Below are 12770 nucleotides of genomic sequence, written 5' to 3'. Positions count from 1 at the left end.
CGCATGGCTCAGGTTTCTTTGGAAGGCATCCGCAAGGTTTATCCCAACGGTTTTCAGGCTGTTGAGGCGACAGATTTCACCATTCGGGATGGCGAGTTCGTCGTTCTGGTCGGCCCGTCCGGCTGCGGGAAATCCACCTTGCTGCGGATGATCGCGGGGCTTGAGGACATCACCGAAGGCACGTTGAAAATCGGCGACCGCGTGGTCAATGACGTGGACCCTGCGGACCGGGACATCGCGATGGTGTTCCAGAACTATGCCTTGTATCCGCATATGACGGTGCGCAGGAATATCGGCTATGGCCTGAAAAACCGCGGCACCCCGGCGTCTGAGATTGCCGCCAAGGTGGAAGACGCTGCCAGGATGCTGAACCTGACGGATTACCTGGACCGAAAGCCGGCGCAATTGTCTGGCGGCCAGCGTCAGCGCGTCGCCATGGGCCGCGCGGTGGTCCGCGACCCGGCACTGTTTCTGTTTGACGAACCGCTGTCGAACCTGGATGCCAAGCTGCGCAACCAGATGCGGATCGAAATCAAGGCCCTGCAACGCCGCCTGGGCACGACGGCGGTCTATGTCACCCATGATCAGGTCGAAGCGATGACCATGGCCGATCGCATCATCGTTCTGAACGCAGGCCGGATTGAACAGATCGGGACCCCGTCGGAAATCTATCACAACCCGGCCTCGACCTTTGTGGCCTCGTTCATGGGGGCGCCACCGATGAACCTGATCGCGGCGCAGGTGGATCGGGGTCAGGTTCGGATCAACGGCTATGACGGGATCATGACCGCACCGACATCGGCCAACGGGCCGGTGACCTTGGGCATCCGACCCGAAGATATCGAACTGGATGGTCAGGGTTCGGTTCCGTTTCAGGTCGATATCCTGGAGGAACTGGGCGCGCACCGGCTGTTGCACGGCCAGCTTGCCGGTCAACCCTTTACCGTTCTGGTCAACAAGGATCACGCCGCGCAGATGGGTGAAAACCGGATCACGCTCAAGCCCGAGGCGCTGCGCCTGTTCGATACGGAAACGGGAAGAACGCTGTGATTACCGAAACGGTGAACGCGCTTGCGGCCGTAACGCCAGCCCAACGGCAGGACATCCTGTCCGCGCCGCGCACCGCGCAGGCCCATCGCGACCTGTTGTCGGGGCTTGCGGCCATGAACGCGCTGCAATTGGGGGGCGAGGCCGGTTCGGTTCAGTTGCCCGCGCGGTTCACGGTCGCGGCCTGGAACGTGGAACGCTGCCTGTTCCCACAGGACACGGCGGATCACCTGGGTCAGATCGGCCCGGATGTCGTCCTGCTGTCCGAGGTTGATCACGGCATGGCCCGCACCGCGCAACGCCACACAACCCAAGATATGGCCCGCGCCCTGGGTATGGTCTATGCCTTTGGGATCGAGTTTCACGAGCTGGACCTGGGCGGCCCGACCGAACGGGCGTTTTGTGTTGATGATTTCAACGCATTGGGGTGGCACGGCAACGCGATCCTGTCTTCGGTTCCTTTTCAGCGAACGGCCCTGATCCGCCTGGACGACCATGGACATTGGTTTGCATCGGATGGCGGCGCCGCAGATCCCCAGCAACCCAGGGTCGGGGGCCGCATGGCCATTGCTGCGGTCGTTCCCACCATCGCAGGTTCGGTCTGTGTGGTGTCTACGCATCTGGAAAGCAACGCGGGTGCCGACCATCGACACCAGCAATTCGCGCGCCTGCTGCAGGCTATCGACCGGTTCGCCCCCGGATTACCGGTGCTGATCGGCGGTGATTTGAATACCGGAAACCACATGTCCCCCGATTTCGACTGGCGGCGGGAAACGCTGTTCGGACTGGCCGAAAACCAAGGTTATTCCTGGGCGTTCACTGCCGCAGGCGACACGACGCGGCCCAGCCTGATCACGCCGCACCCGGATCGGCAGATGAAGCTGGACTGGCTGGCCGGGCGGGGCTTCGCGCCGGTAGAATCGGGGATTCTGACCTCGGTTTCGGCCGCCGGAACGCCCTTGTCCGATCATGACTGTGTCTGGAGCACGCTTGAGGTCAGCCCCGCACCGTCACCGGACACGCGCGCGTAATCCGCGGGTCCGGGTCGTGCGCCTTTAGGTGTCGAACCCAAACAGCCGGGCAGGCGTGTCCACAAGGGTCATCTCGCGCGTTTTCTCGTCAAGCCAGCCAAGCACGGTATCGGCCAGCGCCCCATCGTCGGGATATTCGTCCGCCGTCTTGGCAAGGTTATGCGGCCAGTTCGTGCCCCAGACCAACCGGTCCGGCGCATAGGCGGCAATTGCGCGGGTCGTCGCGGCAATATCGGCGAAATCCGGGGCGCCTGTCTGCGAGCTTTCGTAACAGCCCGCCAGTTTGTACCAGCACCGTCCGCCGTCGATCAGCCGTTTGACTGCGTTGATTTCCGGCCCGTCCGCCGTGGCGCCGCGAAAGAATTTTCCGTGGTGGTCCAGGATCCAGTTGCTTTTCAAGCCCGCAAGGCGGTCTTCGTGCTCCAGAATGTCCGAGCCGTCGAACTGTACCGCCATCACCCAGCCATGGTCGGCGGCTTTGGCGTCGACGGCTTCAAGCTCTGACAGGCCAACGGCGCCGCCCGGCAGATCCATGATCCGGGTTCCCACAATGCCCGCCGCGCTGAGCCGGTCCATCTCTTGGTCCGAGGTTTGGCCGTCGATAACCGCGACACCGCGCGCAATATCGCCAAGCTCTGCCAGGCTGGCCAGCAGACAGGAATTGTCACCTTGCTGGGCATTGCCCTGCGTGACCACGACGCGGGAAATTCCGATCCAATCGGCCATCTGTCGGTACATGTCAGGCGTCGGCAACGGGTCCGGCGGGTTTCCGGGGCCGCCGGGCAGGGCAGGGTAGCCCGGCATGTAGATGTGGCACTGGGTGTCGATCGCGCCCGCAGGCAGGCGAATCGAAGGCGGGGTTCCGGTAAGCTTGCGGTCCAGCATCATTGGTCCTTTGGCGCAAAATCTTTTAGCGTTTGGCGGTCAATCTCGATCCCAAGGCCGGGGCCATCGGGAATGGTGACAATGCCGTTTTCATGTTCGATGGGGCGGGTGATGACCGCTTGTCTGAACGGGTTTGCGGTGCGGTCGAATTCCAGGATCGGTTCCACCGGGTTCAACCGTATCGGGTTCGGCACCATCGCCGCCAGGAACTGAAGCGAGGCCGCGATTTGCACGGCGGTTCCCCAGACATGTGGAACCACGCGAATATTGTGCAAGGCCGCCAGATCCGCGATGCGCTTCATCTCGGTGAACCCGCCACAGCCACACAGGTCAGGCTGAAGGATATCCACGCAGCGGCTTTCAATGGGTTCACGCATCCCCCACCGTGCGTGCCAGGTCTCGCCTCCGGCAACGGGGATGGGCTGTTTCGCCCGAACCTCGCGATAGGCGGCAAGATGCTCGGGCGTTACGGGTTCTTCGAACCAGTCGACCCCGTAATCTGCCGCAGCGTTGCCAACACGGATCGCTTCGATCGTGTCATAGCCGTGGTTGCCGTCGATCATAAGCCGCATATCGGGGCCCATGGCCTGACGCACGGCGGCGATGACGGCCATGTCCTCGTCAAAGCCGAACCCGATCTTGATCTTCATCGCGTGGAACCCGGCCGCCGCGTGTATCTCGGCCTCGGCTGCGTTATCCGCCACGCGGTCAACACCGTCGCGCTTGAAGGCGCCGGTGGCATAGGCCTTGACAGTATCGCGGAACCGCCCGCCCAAAAGGGTGGATACCGGAACGCCGAAATGTTTGCCCTTGATGTCCCAGAGGGCGACATCAATCCCCGACAGCGCCGTGACCGCCAGCCCGCGCTGACCCTGGTCGCGCAGCGCGTTGTACAGCACCGCCCAGATCTTTTCGGTCTCAAGCGGGTCCATCCCCACCAGCCAGTTGGCATAGGTTTCCACCACGGCGCGATTTGCCCTGGCCGGACCCAGACATTCGCCCCAACCGGTGGTCCCGTCATCGCAAATGACCTCGACCAAAAGATGCTGGCGCCGGTCAAAGCGCATGGATGCGCTTTCAAACGCCGTATCCAGACGATGTTCCAGAAGGTGGGTATGAACCGCCGTGATCTTCATCGTTTGTAAGGGGCAATCAGGTCGGCCATCATCCCCATCTCTTCCTCGGTAAGATCCGTGAGTGGCGGGCGAACCGGCCCGGTATCAAAGCCCTGAAGGCGCACACCGGCCTTGATGGCCGACACGGCATAGCCCTTGGACCGGTCGCGGATGGCCATGAAGGGATAGAAGAACCCGTTCAGGATTTCTTCGCACCGGGCCCGGTTGTCGCTGCGCAGGGCATCGTAAAATTCGATGGCAAGGCCGGGTACGAAATTGAACACCGCCGATGAATAGGTGGTGAACCCTGCGCCCAGATAGGCCTCGGCGAACAATTCTGCCGTGGGCATACCGCCCAGGTACATCAGCCGGTCGCCCATCTTGGCGGTGATCTGCCGGACCAGGCCGATATCGCCCGAGCCATCCTTGAACCCCACAAGGTTGGGGCAAACATCGCACAGGCGGGCCAATGTGTCGGGCTGAAGGATCGAGTTGTCCCGGTTGTAGACCATCACACCGATCCCAACGGAATCGCAGACCCGCTTAATATGGGCGAACAATCCGTCCTGTGGCGCGTCGATCAGATAATGCGGGATCAGCAAGATGCCATCTGCGCCCGCCTTTTCCGCAGATTGGGCAATTTCAACCGCGATTTCGGTGCCGTAACCGCAGCCCGAAACAATGGGGACGTCCCCGGCCGCAGCTTTGGCCGCTTCGACGATGGCAGGGATTTCCGAAGGCTTCAGCGAAAAGAACTCGCCCGTCCCGCCAGCCGCAAACAGCGTCGCCGCGGGATAGCTTGAAAGCCATCCGACATGGTCTTCATACGCGGACCGGTTGAACTGGCCATCTTCCCCGAAAGGGGTGACGGGAAAGGAAAGAAGCCCTGAGCCCAGGGATGTCTTTAGGTGTTGGGGGTCCATAGCGTGCTCCGGTGTTCCGATTGAGGGCAGGCCTACCGTATCTGACAGCTATGTGTCAAGAATTTGTATGATAAATTCTCACGAGCCGCGCAACATGTTGCGATATCTTTGCTGACTGCCCTGAAGGTGCAGGCGCATTGCGTCGCGGGCCGCGTCGGGGTCGCCGGCTGCAATTGCGTCGGCAATGGCCCGGTGTTCCTCTGAAATCAGCGCGATATATGCCTCGGGGCTGCGCGGCCCGTTGCCGGATTGAAGGGCCGATCGCGGAATGACCGGTTGTCCGAGAACATCCAGAAACTCGACAAACCGGGGGTTGTTCGCCGCATTGGCGATGGATTTATGAAACCGGAAATCGGCCTCGGTGGTTGGCAGCCCCTTTTGCGCAAGCGCCCTGATTTCCGATTCGGCTTCGTAAATCTCTTCTTCCTGCGCCGGGGACCGGCGTGTTGCCGCAAGGGCTGCGGCCTCCATCTCGACCGCTGAACGCAGCTCAAGCATTTCGATAATCGAGGATATCTTGTCGACATCCACGATTTGAAACGGCCGTTGCGCAACCTCTTTTGGTTCCAGCACAAAGACACCGGCGCCCTGTCTGGCCTCGACCAGCCCGTCGGCGCGCAATGCGGCAATCGCCTCGCGAATCACGGTGCGGGACACGGAATAGGCCTCGGTCAGTTGTGCCTCGGATGGCAGCCGGTCGCCGGTTTTCACCTCGCCATTCACGATTCGGGCACGCAACTGGGCCACCACTTCGGCCACCAGGTTGCGCCTGGCGTTCGGGGACTTCTTGTTTTTCAGGGATTCAGCCATGTCACATCCTTCCGTTCCGAAACATAAGCTGAATGGGGGCGGGCTTGTCAAATATTCTCGGTAAGTATCATACCTATTGACAATTTGTATGATGAATGGCCATACATCCGGCATCGGCGGTCAAATCCGCCATACCAATTGGGAGGAAAATCAGATGACATTTACCCGGATTGCACTGACAGGCGCCCTGGCGGCGCTGGTTGCGGTTCCCGCGATGGCCAATGAATGGCGCGGTTGGAACATCCACCCCGAGGATTACCCGAACTCTGTCGCGCTCGAAAGCTTTGCGACCGAAGTGACCGAGAATACCGAAGGCCGCGTTGCGCCTCAGGTGTACCACAACGCGGTACTGGGCGATCAGCCGGACGCGATCGAACAGGTACGCAACGGTGGCCTGGACTTTGCGAATTTCAATATGGGCCCCATGGGGCAAATCGTTCCGGCGACCAATGTTCTGTCGCTGCCTTTCATCTTCAAGGATGTTGACCAGATGCATGTGGTCATGGACGGCGAGATTGGTCAGCGCTTTTCGGACGCCCTGGCCGAAGAGGGCCTGGTTGCCCTGTCCTGGTTCGACAGCGGTTCGCGGTCATTCTACAACACCAAGCAGGCGATCGAGACCCCGGACGATGTCAAGGGCATGAAGTTTCGCGTCATGAACAATGACCTGTATGTTCAGATGGTCGATCAGCTGGGCGGCAACGCCACACCCATGGCTTATGGCGAGGTGTATCAATCGCTGAAGACCGGTGTCATTGACGGGGCCGAGAACAACTATCCGTCCTATGACAGCTCGAACCATTTCGAGGTGGCGCAATACTATTCGATCACCAACCACCTGATCATTCCGGAATGCCTGTGCGTGTCCACGGCGACGTGGGATGCGCTGTCGGATGACGACAAGGCCATCGTAAAGGCCGCCGCGGTCAATGCCGCGAATATTCAGCGCGAGCTGTGGGCGAAACGCGAATTGCAGAGCCGCGAAAAAGTCGAAGCGGCTGGCGTTCAGATCAACGAGGTGAAAGACCCCAAGGCGTTCCAGGATGCGATGACACCCGTTTACGAGGGCTTCATCAAGGCCAATCCCGATCTGGAAAGCCTGATCAAGGACATCCAGGCCAGCAGCTGATCGTCTAGAAACTCGGTGCCCCGGCCAGACGATGGCTGGGGTATCTTCGCGCCGGAGAACCAGATGACCTCTGACCAATCCACCGGGACCCGTGGCCCGATTTACAGGGTGCTGGACCTGACTGCCAAGATCTGCATGACCATCGCCGGTATCCAGCTTGTGACCCTGATCGCAATTTTCGGATGGCTGGTTTTTGGCCGCTACGTTCTGAATGACACGCCGACCTGGGTCGAGCAGGCCGCCCTGATGCTGGTCGTCTGGATCACCTTCCTGGGGGCTGCTGCCGGTGTCTGGAACAAGGCCCATCTGTCGATCGAATTTGTCCGTGAAATGATGCCGCCATTCTTGCGCATCCCGCTGCGTTGGATTGCGATTCTGGGGGTCCTTGTCTTTGCCGCGTACCTGGCCTGGTACGGGTGGGAATTGGCAGAGAAAACCTGGAAACGCCGTATCCCGATGCTGGCAATTGCCGAAGGATGGCGCGCCGTGCCGATGGCGGTTTGCGGCATCCTGAGCGTTCTGTTTTCACTTTATCACCTCGCCATGCTTGTGCGTGGCCAAGACCCGGCGGAATACTGAATGGGACTGTATATTCTTTTTGGCCTGTTTGCCCTTGGCCTGCTTTCGGGCATGCCGGTCGCCTTTGCGCTGGGTCTCGCCACGGTTGGCGGTTTCCTCTACGAAGGTCTGCCGATGTTCATCGGTTTCCAGCGTATCATGTCGGGGATTTCCGTCTTTTCGCTTTTGGCCATTCCCTTTTTCATCTTCGCGGGTGAACTGATGATGCAGGGCGGCATCGCCGGTCGGCTGGTCCGGCTGGCGGCATCCGCGGTCGGCAAGTCGCGCGGCGGGCTTGGCGTTGTCAATGTCGCGTCGTCGATGCTGTTTGGCGGCATTTCCGGGTCGGCCGTTGCCGACACCTCGGCGCTTGGATCAATTCTGATGCCGGTGATGAAAGAAAAGGGCTATGACGCCGATTACGCGGTCAATGTAACGGTGACGTCTTCGGTCGCGGGGGTCGTGATCCCTCCGTCGCACAACATGATCCTGTATGCGGTTGCGGCGGGTGGCGTTTCGGTATCGCAGCTTTTTCTGGCGGGAATCATACCCGGTTTGCTGATGTGCCTGTGCCTTGGTTTCGTTGCCTGGTACATCGCCGTGAAACGCAACTATCCCTCGGAAGAGTTTCCGGGCTGGCATGCCCTGCTGATCAGCTTTGCGGCGGCGGTGCCCGGTTTGCTGACGGCGGTCATCATCGTTGGCGGTGTCCTGTCCGGTGTCATGACGGTGACCGAATCCGGTGCCTTTGGCGCGATCTGGGCGCTGGTCGTCACGATCTTTGTCTACCGTGAGCTTTCATGGTCGGGGTTCAAGACGGCGGTTCTGTCTGCCGTTCGCACGACGGCATTGGTGATGATCCTGGTGGCGACGGCCTCGTCCTTTGCCTATCTGCTGGCGCTGTACCGCGTGCCAGACAACCTTGCCACCTTTGTCACGTCTATTTCGTCAAACCCGCTGGTCATCCTGCTGTTGCTGAACCTGACGCTGCTGGTATTGGGGATGGTCATGGATATGGCCGCGCTGATCCTGATCTGCACCCCGATTTTCCTGCCGGTCGTCGTCGGGCTGGGTATGGATCCGGTGCAGTTTGGTGTCATCATGATGATGAACCTTGGCCTGGGGCTGTGCACGCCGCCTGTGGGTGCCTGTCTGTTCGTCGGCTGTGTGGTGGGCGGTATTCGTATCGACCGGGCCGTTCGAACGATCTGGCCTTTTTATCTGGCAATTCTCGTCGCGCTGATGCTTGTTACCTATGTCCCGGCGTTTTCGATGACTCTACCCAATCTGTTGCAATAAGGAGCTGACGCTTTGAAACGACTGCTCATCACCGGCGCTGCCGGAAACCTTGGAAAACTGGCGCGGGCGCGCTTGGGGCATATGGCAGAAGTCCTGCGCCTGTCGGATATTTCCGACATGGATCCGGCAGGGCCGAATGAAGAGGTCGTGAAATGTGACCTTGGCGACGAGGCGGCGGTTTTCGACCTGGTCAAGGATTGCGACGGTATCCTGCACCTGGGCGGAGTGTCGGTGGAGCGGCCCTGGGACGCGATCCAACGAGGCAATATCACCGGGGTCTACAACTTGTTCGAAGCCGCCCGTGCCCACGGCATGCCGCGCATCTTTTTTGCGTCATCCAACCATACCATCGGGTATTACCGCCAGGACGAGGTGATTGACACGTCGGCGCCGCACAAGCCCGACGGCCTGTACGGGGTATCCAAGTGTTTCGGCGAAGCGATTGCCGCGCTATATCATTCCAAATTCGGGCAAGAGACCGCGCTGATCCGGATCGGATCGTGTTTCGACAAGCCGCGCGACCGAAGGATGCTGGGCACCTGGATGTCGCCGGACGATTTCATAAGCCTTGTCGAATGCGTGTTTCGCGTTCCGATGTTGGGCTGCCCGGTGATCTGGGGCGTGTCCGACAATGACGAAGGATGGTGGAACACGGAAACGGCCCGGTTGATCGGCTGGCGCCCCAAGGATAATTCCGAAGCCTACCGGGCCGAGGTCGAGGCCGCGGCGCCCAGACCGGCGAAGGATGCGCCGGAAAGCATCTATCAGGGTGGCAAGTTCACCGCAGAACCGATTTACAGGACATAAACGATGACTTTGAAGCTTCACGGAAAACACCTGATTGCGGGCGAATGGGTCGCGGGCGACGAGACTTTTCGCTCGTCACCTTTTGCGGGCGAAGGGTTCGATGTGTCACGCGGAACCGTCGCAGATGTGGACCGCGCGGTTCGCGCGGCCGAGGACGCTTTCTGGACCTACGGCCATTCCTCGCGCGAAGACCGCGCCGCCTTTCTTGAGGCGATCGCGGACGAGATCGAGGCCCGCGCCGAGGATATCACGGCGGTCGGGTCCGCTGAAACCGGGCTGCCTGCTGCAAGGCTGCAAGGGGAACGTGGCCGGACGACGGGACAGCTGCGGTTGTTTGCAGACTATATCCGCGATGACGCCTATCTTGATCTGCGCCACGATCCGGCTCTGCCTGACCGGCAGCCCTTGCCGCGCCCTGATCTCAGCATGGTGCAACGCCCGATTGGGCCGGTCGCGGTTTTCGGGGCATCGAACTTTCCCCTGGCATTTTCGACCGCAGGGGGCGACACGGCCGCCGCATTGGCCGCAGGGTGCCCGGTTGTGGTCAAAGGTCACCCGGCGCATCCCGGAACCGGCGAAATCGTGGCCGAGGCGGTCCACGCGGCCATTGCGCGGTGCAAGCTTGACCCCGGTGTCTTTTCCCTGGTTCAGGGGGATCAGGTCGAATATGCGCAGGCGCTGGTTCAGCATCCGCTGATCACGGCGGTTGGGTTCACCGGTTCGCTGGGCGCGGGCCGGGCGCTTTTTGATCTTTGTGCTTCGCGCCCGGAACCCATTCCGTTTTTCGGTGAACTGGGGTCGGTAAACCCGATGTTCATCCTGCCGGCCGCCGCTGCCGCCCGTGGCGCCGAAATTGGCGCGGGCTGGGCCGCGTCGCTGACCATGGGGGCGGGGCAGTTCTGCACCAATCCGGGGATAGCCATCATTCCCGCCGGACCGGACGGAGATGCGGTGATTAAGGCCGCCGCCGAAGGGCTGGCAAACGTAGACGCGCAACCGATGCTGAGCGACGGGATCGCCGCGGCCTATCGGCGGGGCAAAGCCCGTTTTGATGAACAAAACACAGTGCGCCCGGTTTTCACGACCACGGATTCGGGGCGGCAGGCCTTGCCAAACCTGTATGAAACCGATGCCGACAGCTTTTTGGCCGATCACAGCCTGCGGGATGAGGTATTCGGCCCCGTGGGCCTTGCGATTCGCGTGCGCGATGCCGGGCAGATGGTTGAGCTTGCAAAAGGTTTTGAAGGGCAGCTGACCGCGACGCTGCATATGGATGACGGTGACATGGCGGCGGCGCGCGGCCTGGTCCCCGTGCTTGAACGCAAGGCTGGTCGCATCCTGGTCAATGGCTTTCCAACCGGGGTCGAAGTGGCCGACAGCATGGTCCATGGCGGGCCTTACCCTGCGTCGACCAACTTTGGCGCCACATCGGTCGGCACGTTGTCGATCCGCCGGTTCCTGCGCCCGGTTTGCTATCAGAACTTTCCGCAGGATCTGACCCCGCCCGCCTGAGGTCTGTGAAACCAAAGCGGCCGGGTCAAAAGCGCCTGCGGATTGCATCGCAGGCCCGATCCGGTCGCCGCGGGGGGCTTGCGCGGTCAAAGACCTGGAACCTGGGCGCGCCAGGCGCAGCCCATGGGTCCGGGTCGTTTACGAGGCGAACATCTCTTTGTACTGATCCCGCAGGATGTTCTTTTGCACCTTGCCCATCGTGTTGCGCGGCAATGCATCAACCACGACCAGTTTGCGCGGGTGTTTGAACCGGGCCAGCGACTTTTGTATCGCCTCCATCATCGCGCCGGTATCGGGCGAGGCTCCTTTTTCCGGCACGATCACGCCCAGCACGGTTTCCCCGAAATCCGGGTGCGGAACGCCGATGACCGCGCTTTCAAGCACGGCTGGCTGGTCGTCCAGCACCAGTTCGATTTCCTTGGGATAGATGTTGTAGCCGCCAGAGATGATCAGGTCTTTGTTGCGGCCAACGATGTGGACATAGCCATCGGCATCGACCCGCCCCAGATCGCCGGTGATGAAGAACCCGTTGTCGCGCAGCTCGGCGGCGGTTTTTTCGGGCATCTGCCAATAGCCCTGAAAGACATTCGGGCCGCGTATCTCGATCTGGCCAATGTCGCCCTGCGGCAGTTCCGTGCCGTCCTCGGGGTTGGTGATCCTCAGCTCGACCCCGGGCAGGGGAAAGCCCACCGTCCCGGCGCGGCGCTCGCCATCATAGGGGTTGGACGTGTTCATGTTGGTTTCTGTCATGCCATAGCGCTCAAGGATCCGGTGCCCGGTGCGGGTTTCGAACTGGATATGGGTTTCCGCCAACAGCGGCGCAGAGCCGGACACGAACAGCCGCATATGCGCCACCAGGTCCTGGGTGAAACGGGGGTCATCCAACAGCCGCGTATAAAAGGTTGGCACGCCCATCATCGTGGTGGCGGCAGGCATCCGCGCAATGATCTGGTCAAGGTCAAACTTCGGCAGGAAAATCATGCTGCACCCGGCGGTCAGCGCAATATTGGTTGCCACAAACAGACCATGGGTGTGAAAAATCGGCAGCGCATGCAGCAGAACGTCCTGATCGGTAAACCGCCATTCCTGCACCAATGTGCGTGCATTGGACAAAAGATTGTCCTGGGTCAACATGGCGCCCTTGGAGCGCCCCGTTGTCCCCGAGGTATAAAGGAATGCCGCCAGATCGTCGCCCCTGCGCGGGACGGTCGCGAAACTGTCGGGCTGGGTCGCGGCCTTGGCCAACAGGCTGCCGCCGCCATCGGCATCCAACGTTTCCACGTTTGCGCCCAGATCCTTGGCCATCGCGGACAGGCTTTTTTCGTTGCGCCCATCGCAGACGATCAGCGCCGCACCGCTGTTTTCGATGAAATAGCGCAGCTCATCCGCCGTATAGGCGGTGTTCAGGGGCAAGAATACCAACCCCGACTGGGCACAGGCGGCATAGATCGCAAGCGCCTGGGGTGATTTTTCGACCTGCACGGCGACGCGGTCGCCCGGTTTCAGCCCCGCCTGCGCCATGACATTGGCGATCTGAGCGCTGGTGGCCAGAAACTCTGCATGGGTGACGATCTGGTCATCAGGCAGGGTCAGAAAGGGTGTGGTTTTCCCGGCATGGATACCAAAAAGGCTGTCGAATAGGGGGTTCGCCATG

At 60.9% G+C, this 12770-nt stretch carries 12 protein-coding genes; 7 read left to right on the top strand and 5 right to left on the bottom strand.

Annotated elements, in window-relative coordinates; all coding sequences use genetic code 11:
• The first annotated feature begins 3 nt into the window (after positions 1 to 3).
• Both ACXAG8_RS07720 and ACXAG8_RS07715 read left to right on the top strand, forming a co-directional pair.
• A complete protein-coding gene (locus tag ACXAG8_RS07720; RefSeq protein WP_475223241.1) occupies positions 4 to 1050 on the top strand; it encodes an ABC transporter ATP-binding protein in 1047 nt (348 codons plus the stop codon).
• The gene (locus ACXAG8_RS07715; protein ID WP_475223525.1) at positions 1050 to 2078 is read left to right on the top strand and encodes an endonuclease/exonuclease/phosphatase family protein; all 1029 of its coding nucleotides are present in this window, start codon (positions 1050 to 1052) and stop codon (positions 2076 to 2078) included. The genes ACXAG8_RS07720 and ACXAG8_RS07715 overlap by 1 nt, the downstream gene beginning before the upstream one ends.
• A 24-nt stretch (positions 2079 to 2102) precedes the next feature.
• Here the strand turns inward: ACXAG8_RS07715 and ACXAG8_RS07710 are convergent, their stop codons facing one another.
• From ACXAG8_RS07710 to ACXAG8_RS07695, 4 genes are all read right to left on the bottom strand, one after another.
• Complete coding sequence (locus tag ACXAG8_RS07710; RefSeq protein WP_475223240.1) at positions 2103 to 2966, bottom strand: amidohydrolase family protein; 864 nt, start codon at positions 2964 to 2966, stop codon at positions 2103 to 2105.
• Positions 2963 to 4099: a mandelate racemase/muconate lactonizing enzyme family protein gene (locus ACXAG8_RS07705; RefSeq protein WP_475223239.1), complete on the bottom strand. Its 1137-nt coding sequence runs from the start codon at positions 4097 to 4099 to the stop codon at positions 2963 to 2965. The genes ACXAG8_RS07710 and ACXAG8_RS07705 overlap by 4 nt, the downstream gene beginning before the upstream one ends.
• A complete protein-coding gene (kdgD, locus tag ACXAG8_RS07700; RefSeq protein ID WP_475223238.1) occupies positions 4096 to 5001 on the bottom strand; it encodes a 5-dehydro-4-deoxyglucarate dehydratase in 906 nt (301 codons plus the stop codon). Before kdgD ends, ACXAG8_RS07705 begins: the two co-directional genes overlap by 4 nt.
• 78 nt (positions 5002 to 5079) lie before the next feature.
• On the bottom strand, positions 5080 to 5811 hold the full coding sequence (locus ACXAG8_RS07695) for a FadR/GntR family transcriptional regulator (protein ID WP_475223237.1): 732 nt from the start codon (positions 5809 to 5811) through the stop codon (positions 5080 to 5082).
• 154 nt (positions 5812 to 5965) lie between these two features.
• Between ACXAG8_RS07695 and ACXAG8_RS07690 the strand changes: the two genes are divergently transcribed.
• From ACXAG8_RS07690 to ACXAG8_RS07670, 5 genes are all read left to right on the top strand, one after another.
• On the top strand, positions 5966 to 6940 hold the full coding sequence (locus ACXAG8_RS07690; protein WP_475223235.1) for a TRAP transporter substrate-binding protein: 975 nt from the start codon (positions 5966 to 5968) through the stop codon (positions 6938 to 6940).
• A gap of 63 nt (positions 6941 to 7003) precedes the next feature.
• Positions 7004 to 7519, top strand: a complete 516-nt coding sequence (locus ACXAG8_RS07685; protein WP_475223234.1) for a TRAP transporter small permease — start codon at positions 7004 to 7006, stop codon at positions 7517 to 7519.
• Positions 7520 to 8797, top strand: a complete 1278-nt coding sequence (locus ACXAG8_RS07680) for a TRAP transporter large permease (RefSeq protein WP_475223233.1) — start codon at positions 7520 to 7522, stop codon at positions 8795 to 8797.
• A 12-nt stretch (positions 8798 to 8809) separates the two neighbouring features.
• Positions 8810 to 9604, top strand: coding sequence for an NAD-dependent epimerase/dehydratase family protein (locus ACXAG8_RS07675; protein ID WP_475223232.1), 795 nt, complete (start codon positions 8810 to 8812; stop codon positions 9602 to 9604).
• A gap of 3 nt (positions 9605 to 9607) precedes the next feature.
• Positions 9608 to 11116, top strand: a complete 1509-nt coding sequence (locus ACXAG8_RS07670) for an aldehyde dehydrogenase (NADP(+)) (RefSeq protein WP_475223231.1) — start codon at positions 9608 to 9610, stop codon at positions 11114 to 11116.
• 138 nt (positions 11117 to 11254) lie between these two features.
• Here the strand turns inward: ACXAG8_RS07670 and ACXAG8_RS07665 are convergent, their stop codons facing one another.
• Positions 11255 to 12769 (bottom strand): malonate--CoA ligase, encoded by a 1515-nt coding sequence (locus ACXAG8_RS07665; RefSeq protein ID WP_475223230.1) that lies wholly within the window; start codon positions 12767 to 12769, stop codon positions 11255 to 11257.
• Position 12770 lies beyond the last annotated feature (1 nt).

The organism is Ruegeria sp. ABD4_443 (genome assembly GCF_056160865.1).
Note: the sequence above shows the minus strand (reverse complement) of the source record. Positions and strands in the feature narration are given on the sequence as shown.

Excerpts from the sequence above, each read along its gene's own strand:
- ACXAG8_RS07670 (WP_475223231.1), top strand. The coding sequence starts at position 9,608 with ATGACTTTGAAGCTTCACGGAAAACACCTGATTGCGGGCGAATGGGTC.
- ACXAG8_RS07705 (WP_475223239.1), bottom strand. The coding sequence starts at position 4,099 with ATGAAGATCACGGCGGTTCATACCCACCTTCTGGAACATCGTCTGGAT.
- ACXAG8_RS07680 (WP_475223233.1), top strand. The coding sequence starts at position 7,520 with ATGGGACTGTATATTCTTTTTGGCCTGTTTGCCCTTGGCCTGCTTTCG.
- ACXAG8_RS07695 (WP_475223237.1), bottom strand. The coding sequence starts at position 5,811 with ATGGCTGAATCCCTGAAAAACAAGAAGTCCCCGAACGCCAGGCGCAAC.
- ACXAG8_RS07685 (WP_475223234.1), top strand. The coding sequence starts at position 7,004 with ATGACCTCTGACCAATCCACCGGGACCCGTGGCCCGATTTACAGGGTG.
- ACXAG8_RS07720 (WP_475223241.1), top strand. The coding sequence starts at position 4 with ATGGCTCAGGTTTCTTTGGAAGGCATCCGCAAGGTTTATCCCAACGGT.
- ACXAG8_RS07690 (WP_475223235.1), top strand. The coding sequence starts at position 5,966 with ATGACATTTACCCGGATTGCACTGACAGGCGCCCTGGCGGCGCTGGTT.
- kdgD (WP_475223238.1), bottom strand. The coding sequence starts at position 5,001 with ATGGACCCCCAACACCTAAAGACATCCCTGGGCTCAGGGCTTCTTTCC.
- ACXAG8_RS07665 (WP_475223230.1), bottom strand. The coding sequence starts at position 12,769 with ATGGCGAACCCCCTATTCGACAGCCTTTTTGGTATCCATGCCGGGAAA.
- ACXAG8_RS07710 (WP_475223240.1), bottom strand. The coding sequence starts at position 2,966 with ATGATGCTGGACCGCAAGCTTACCGGAACCCCGCCTTCGATTCGCCTG.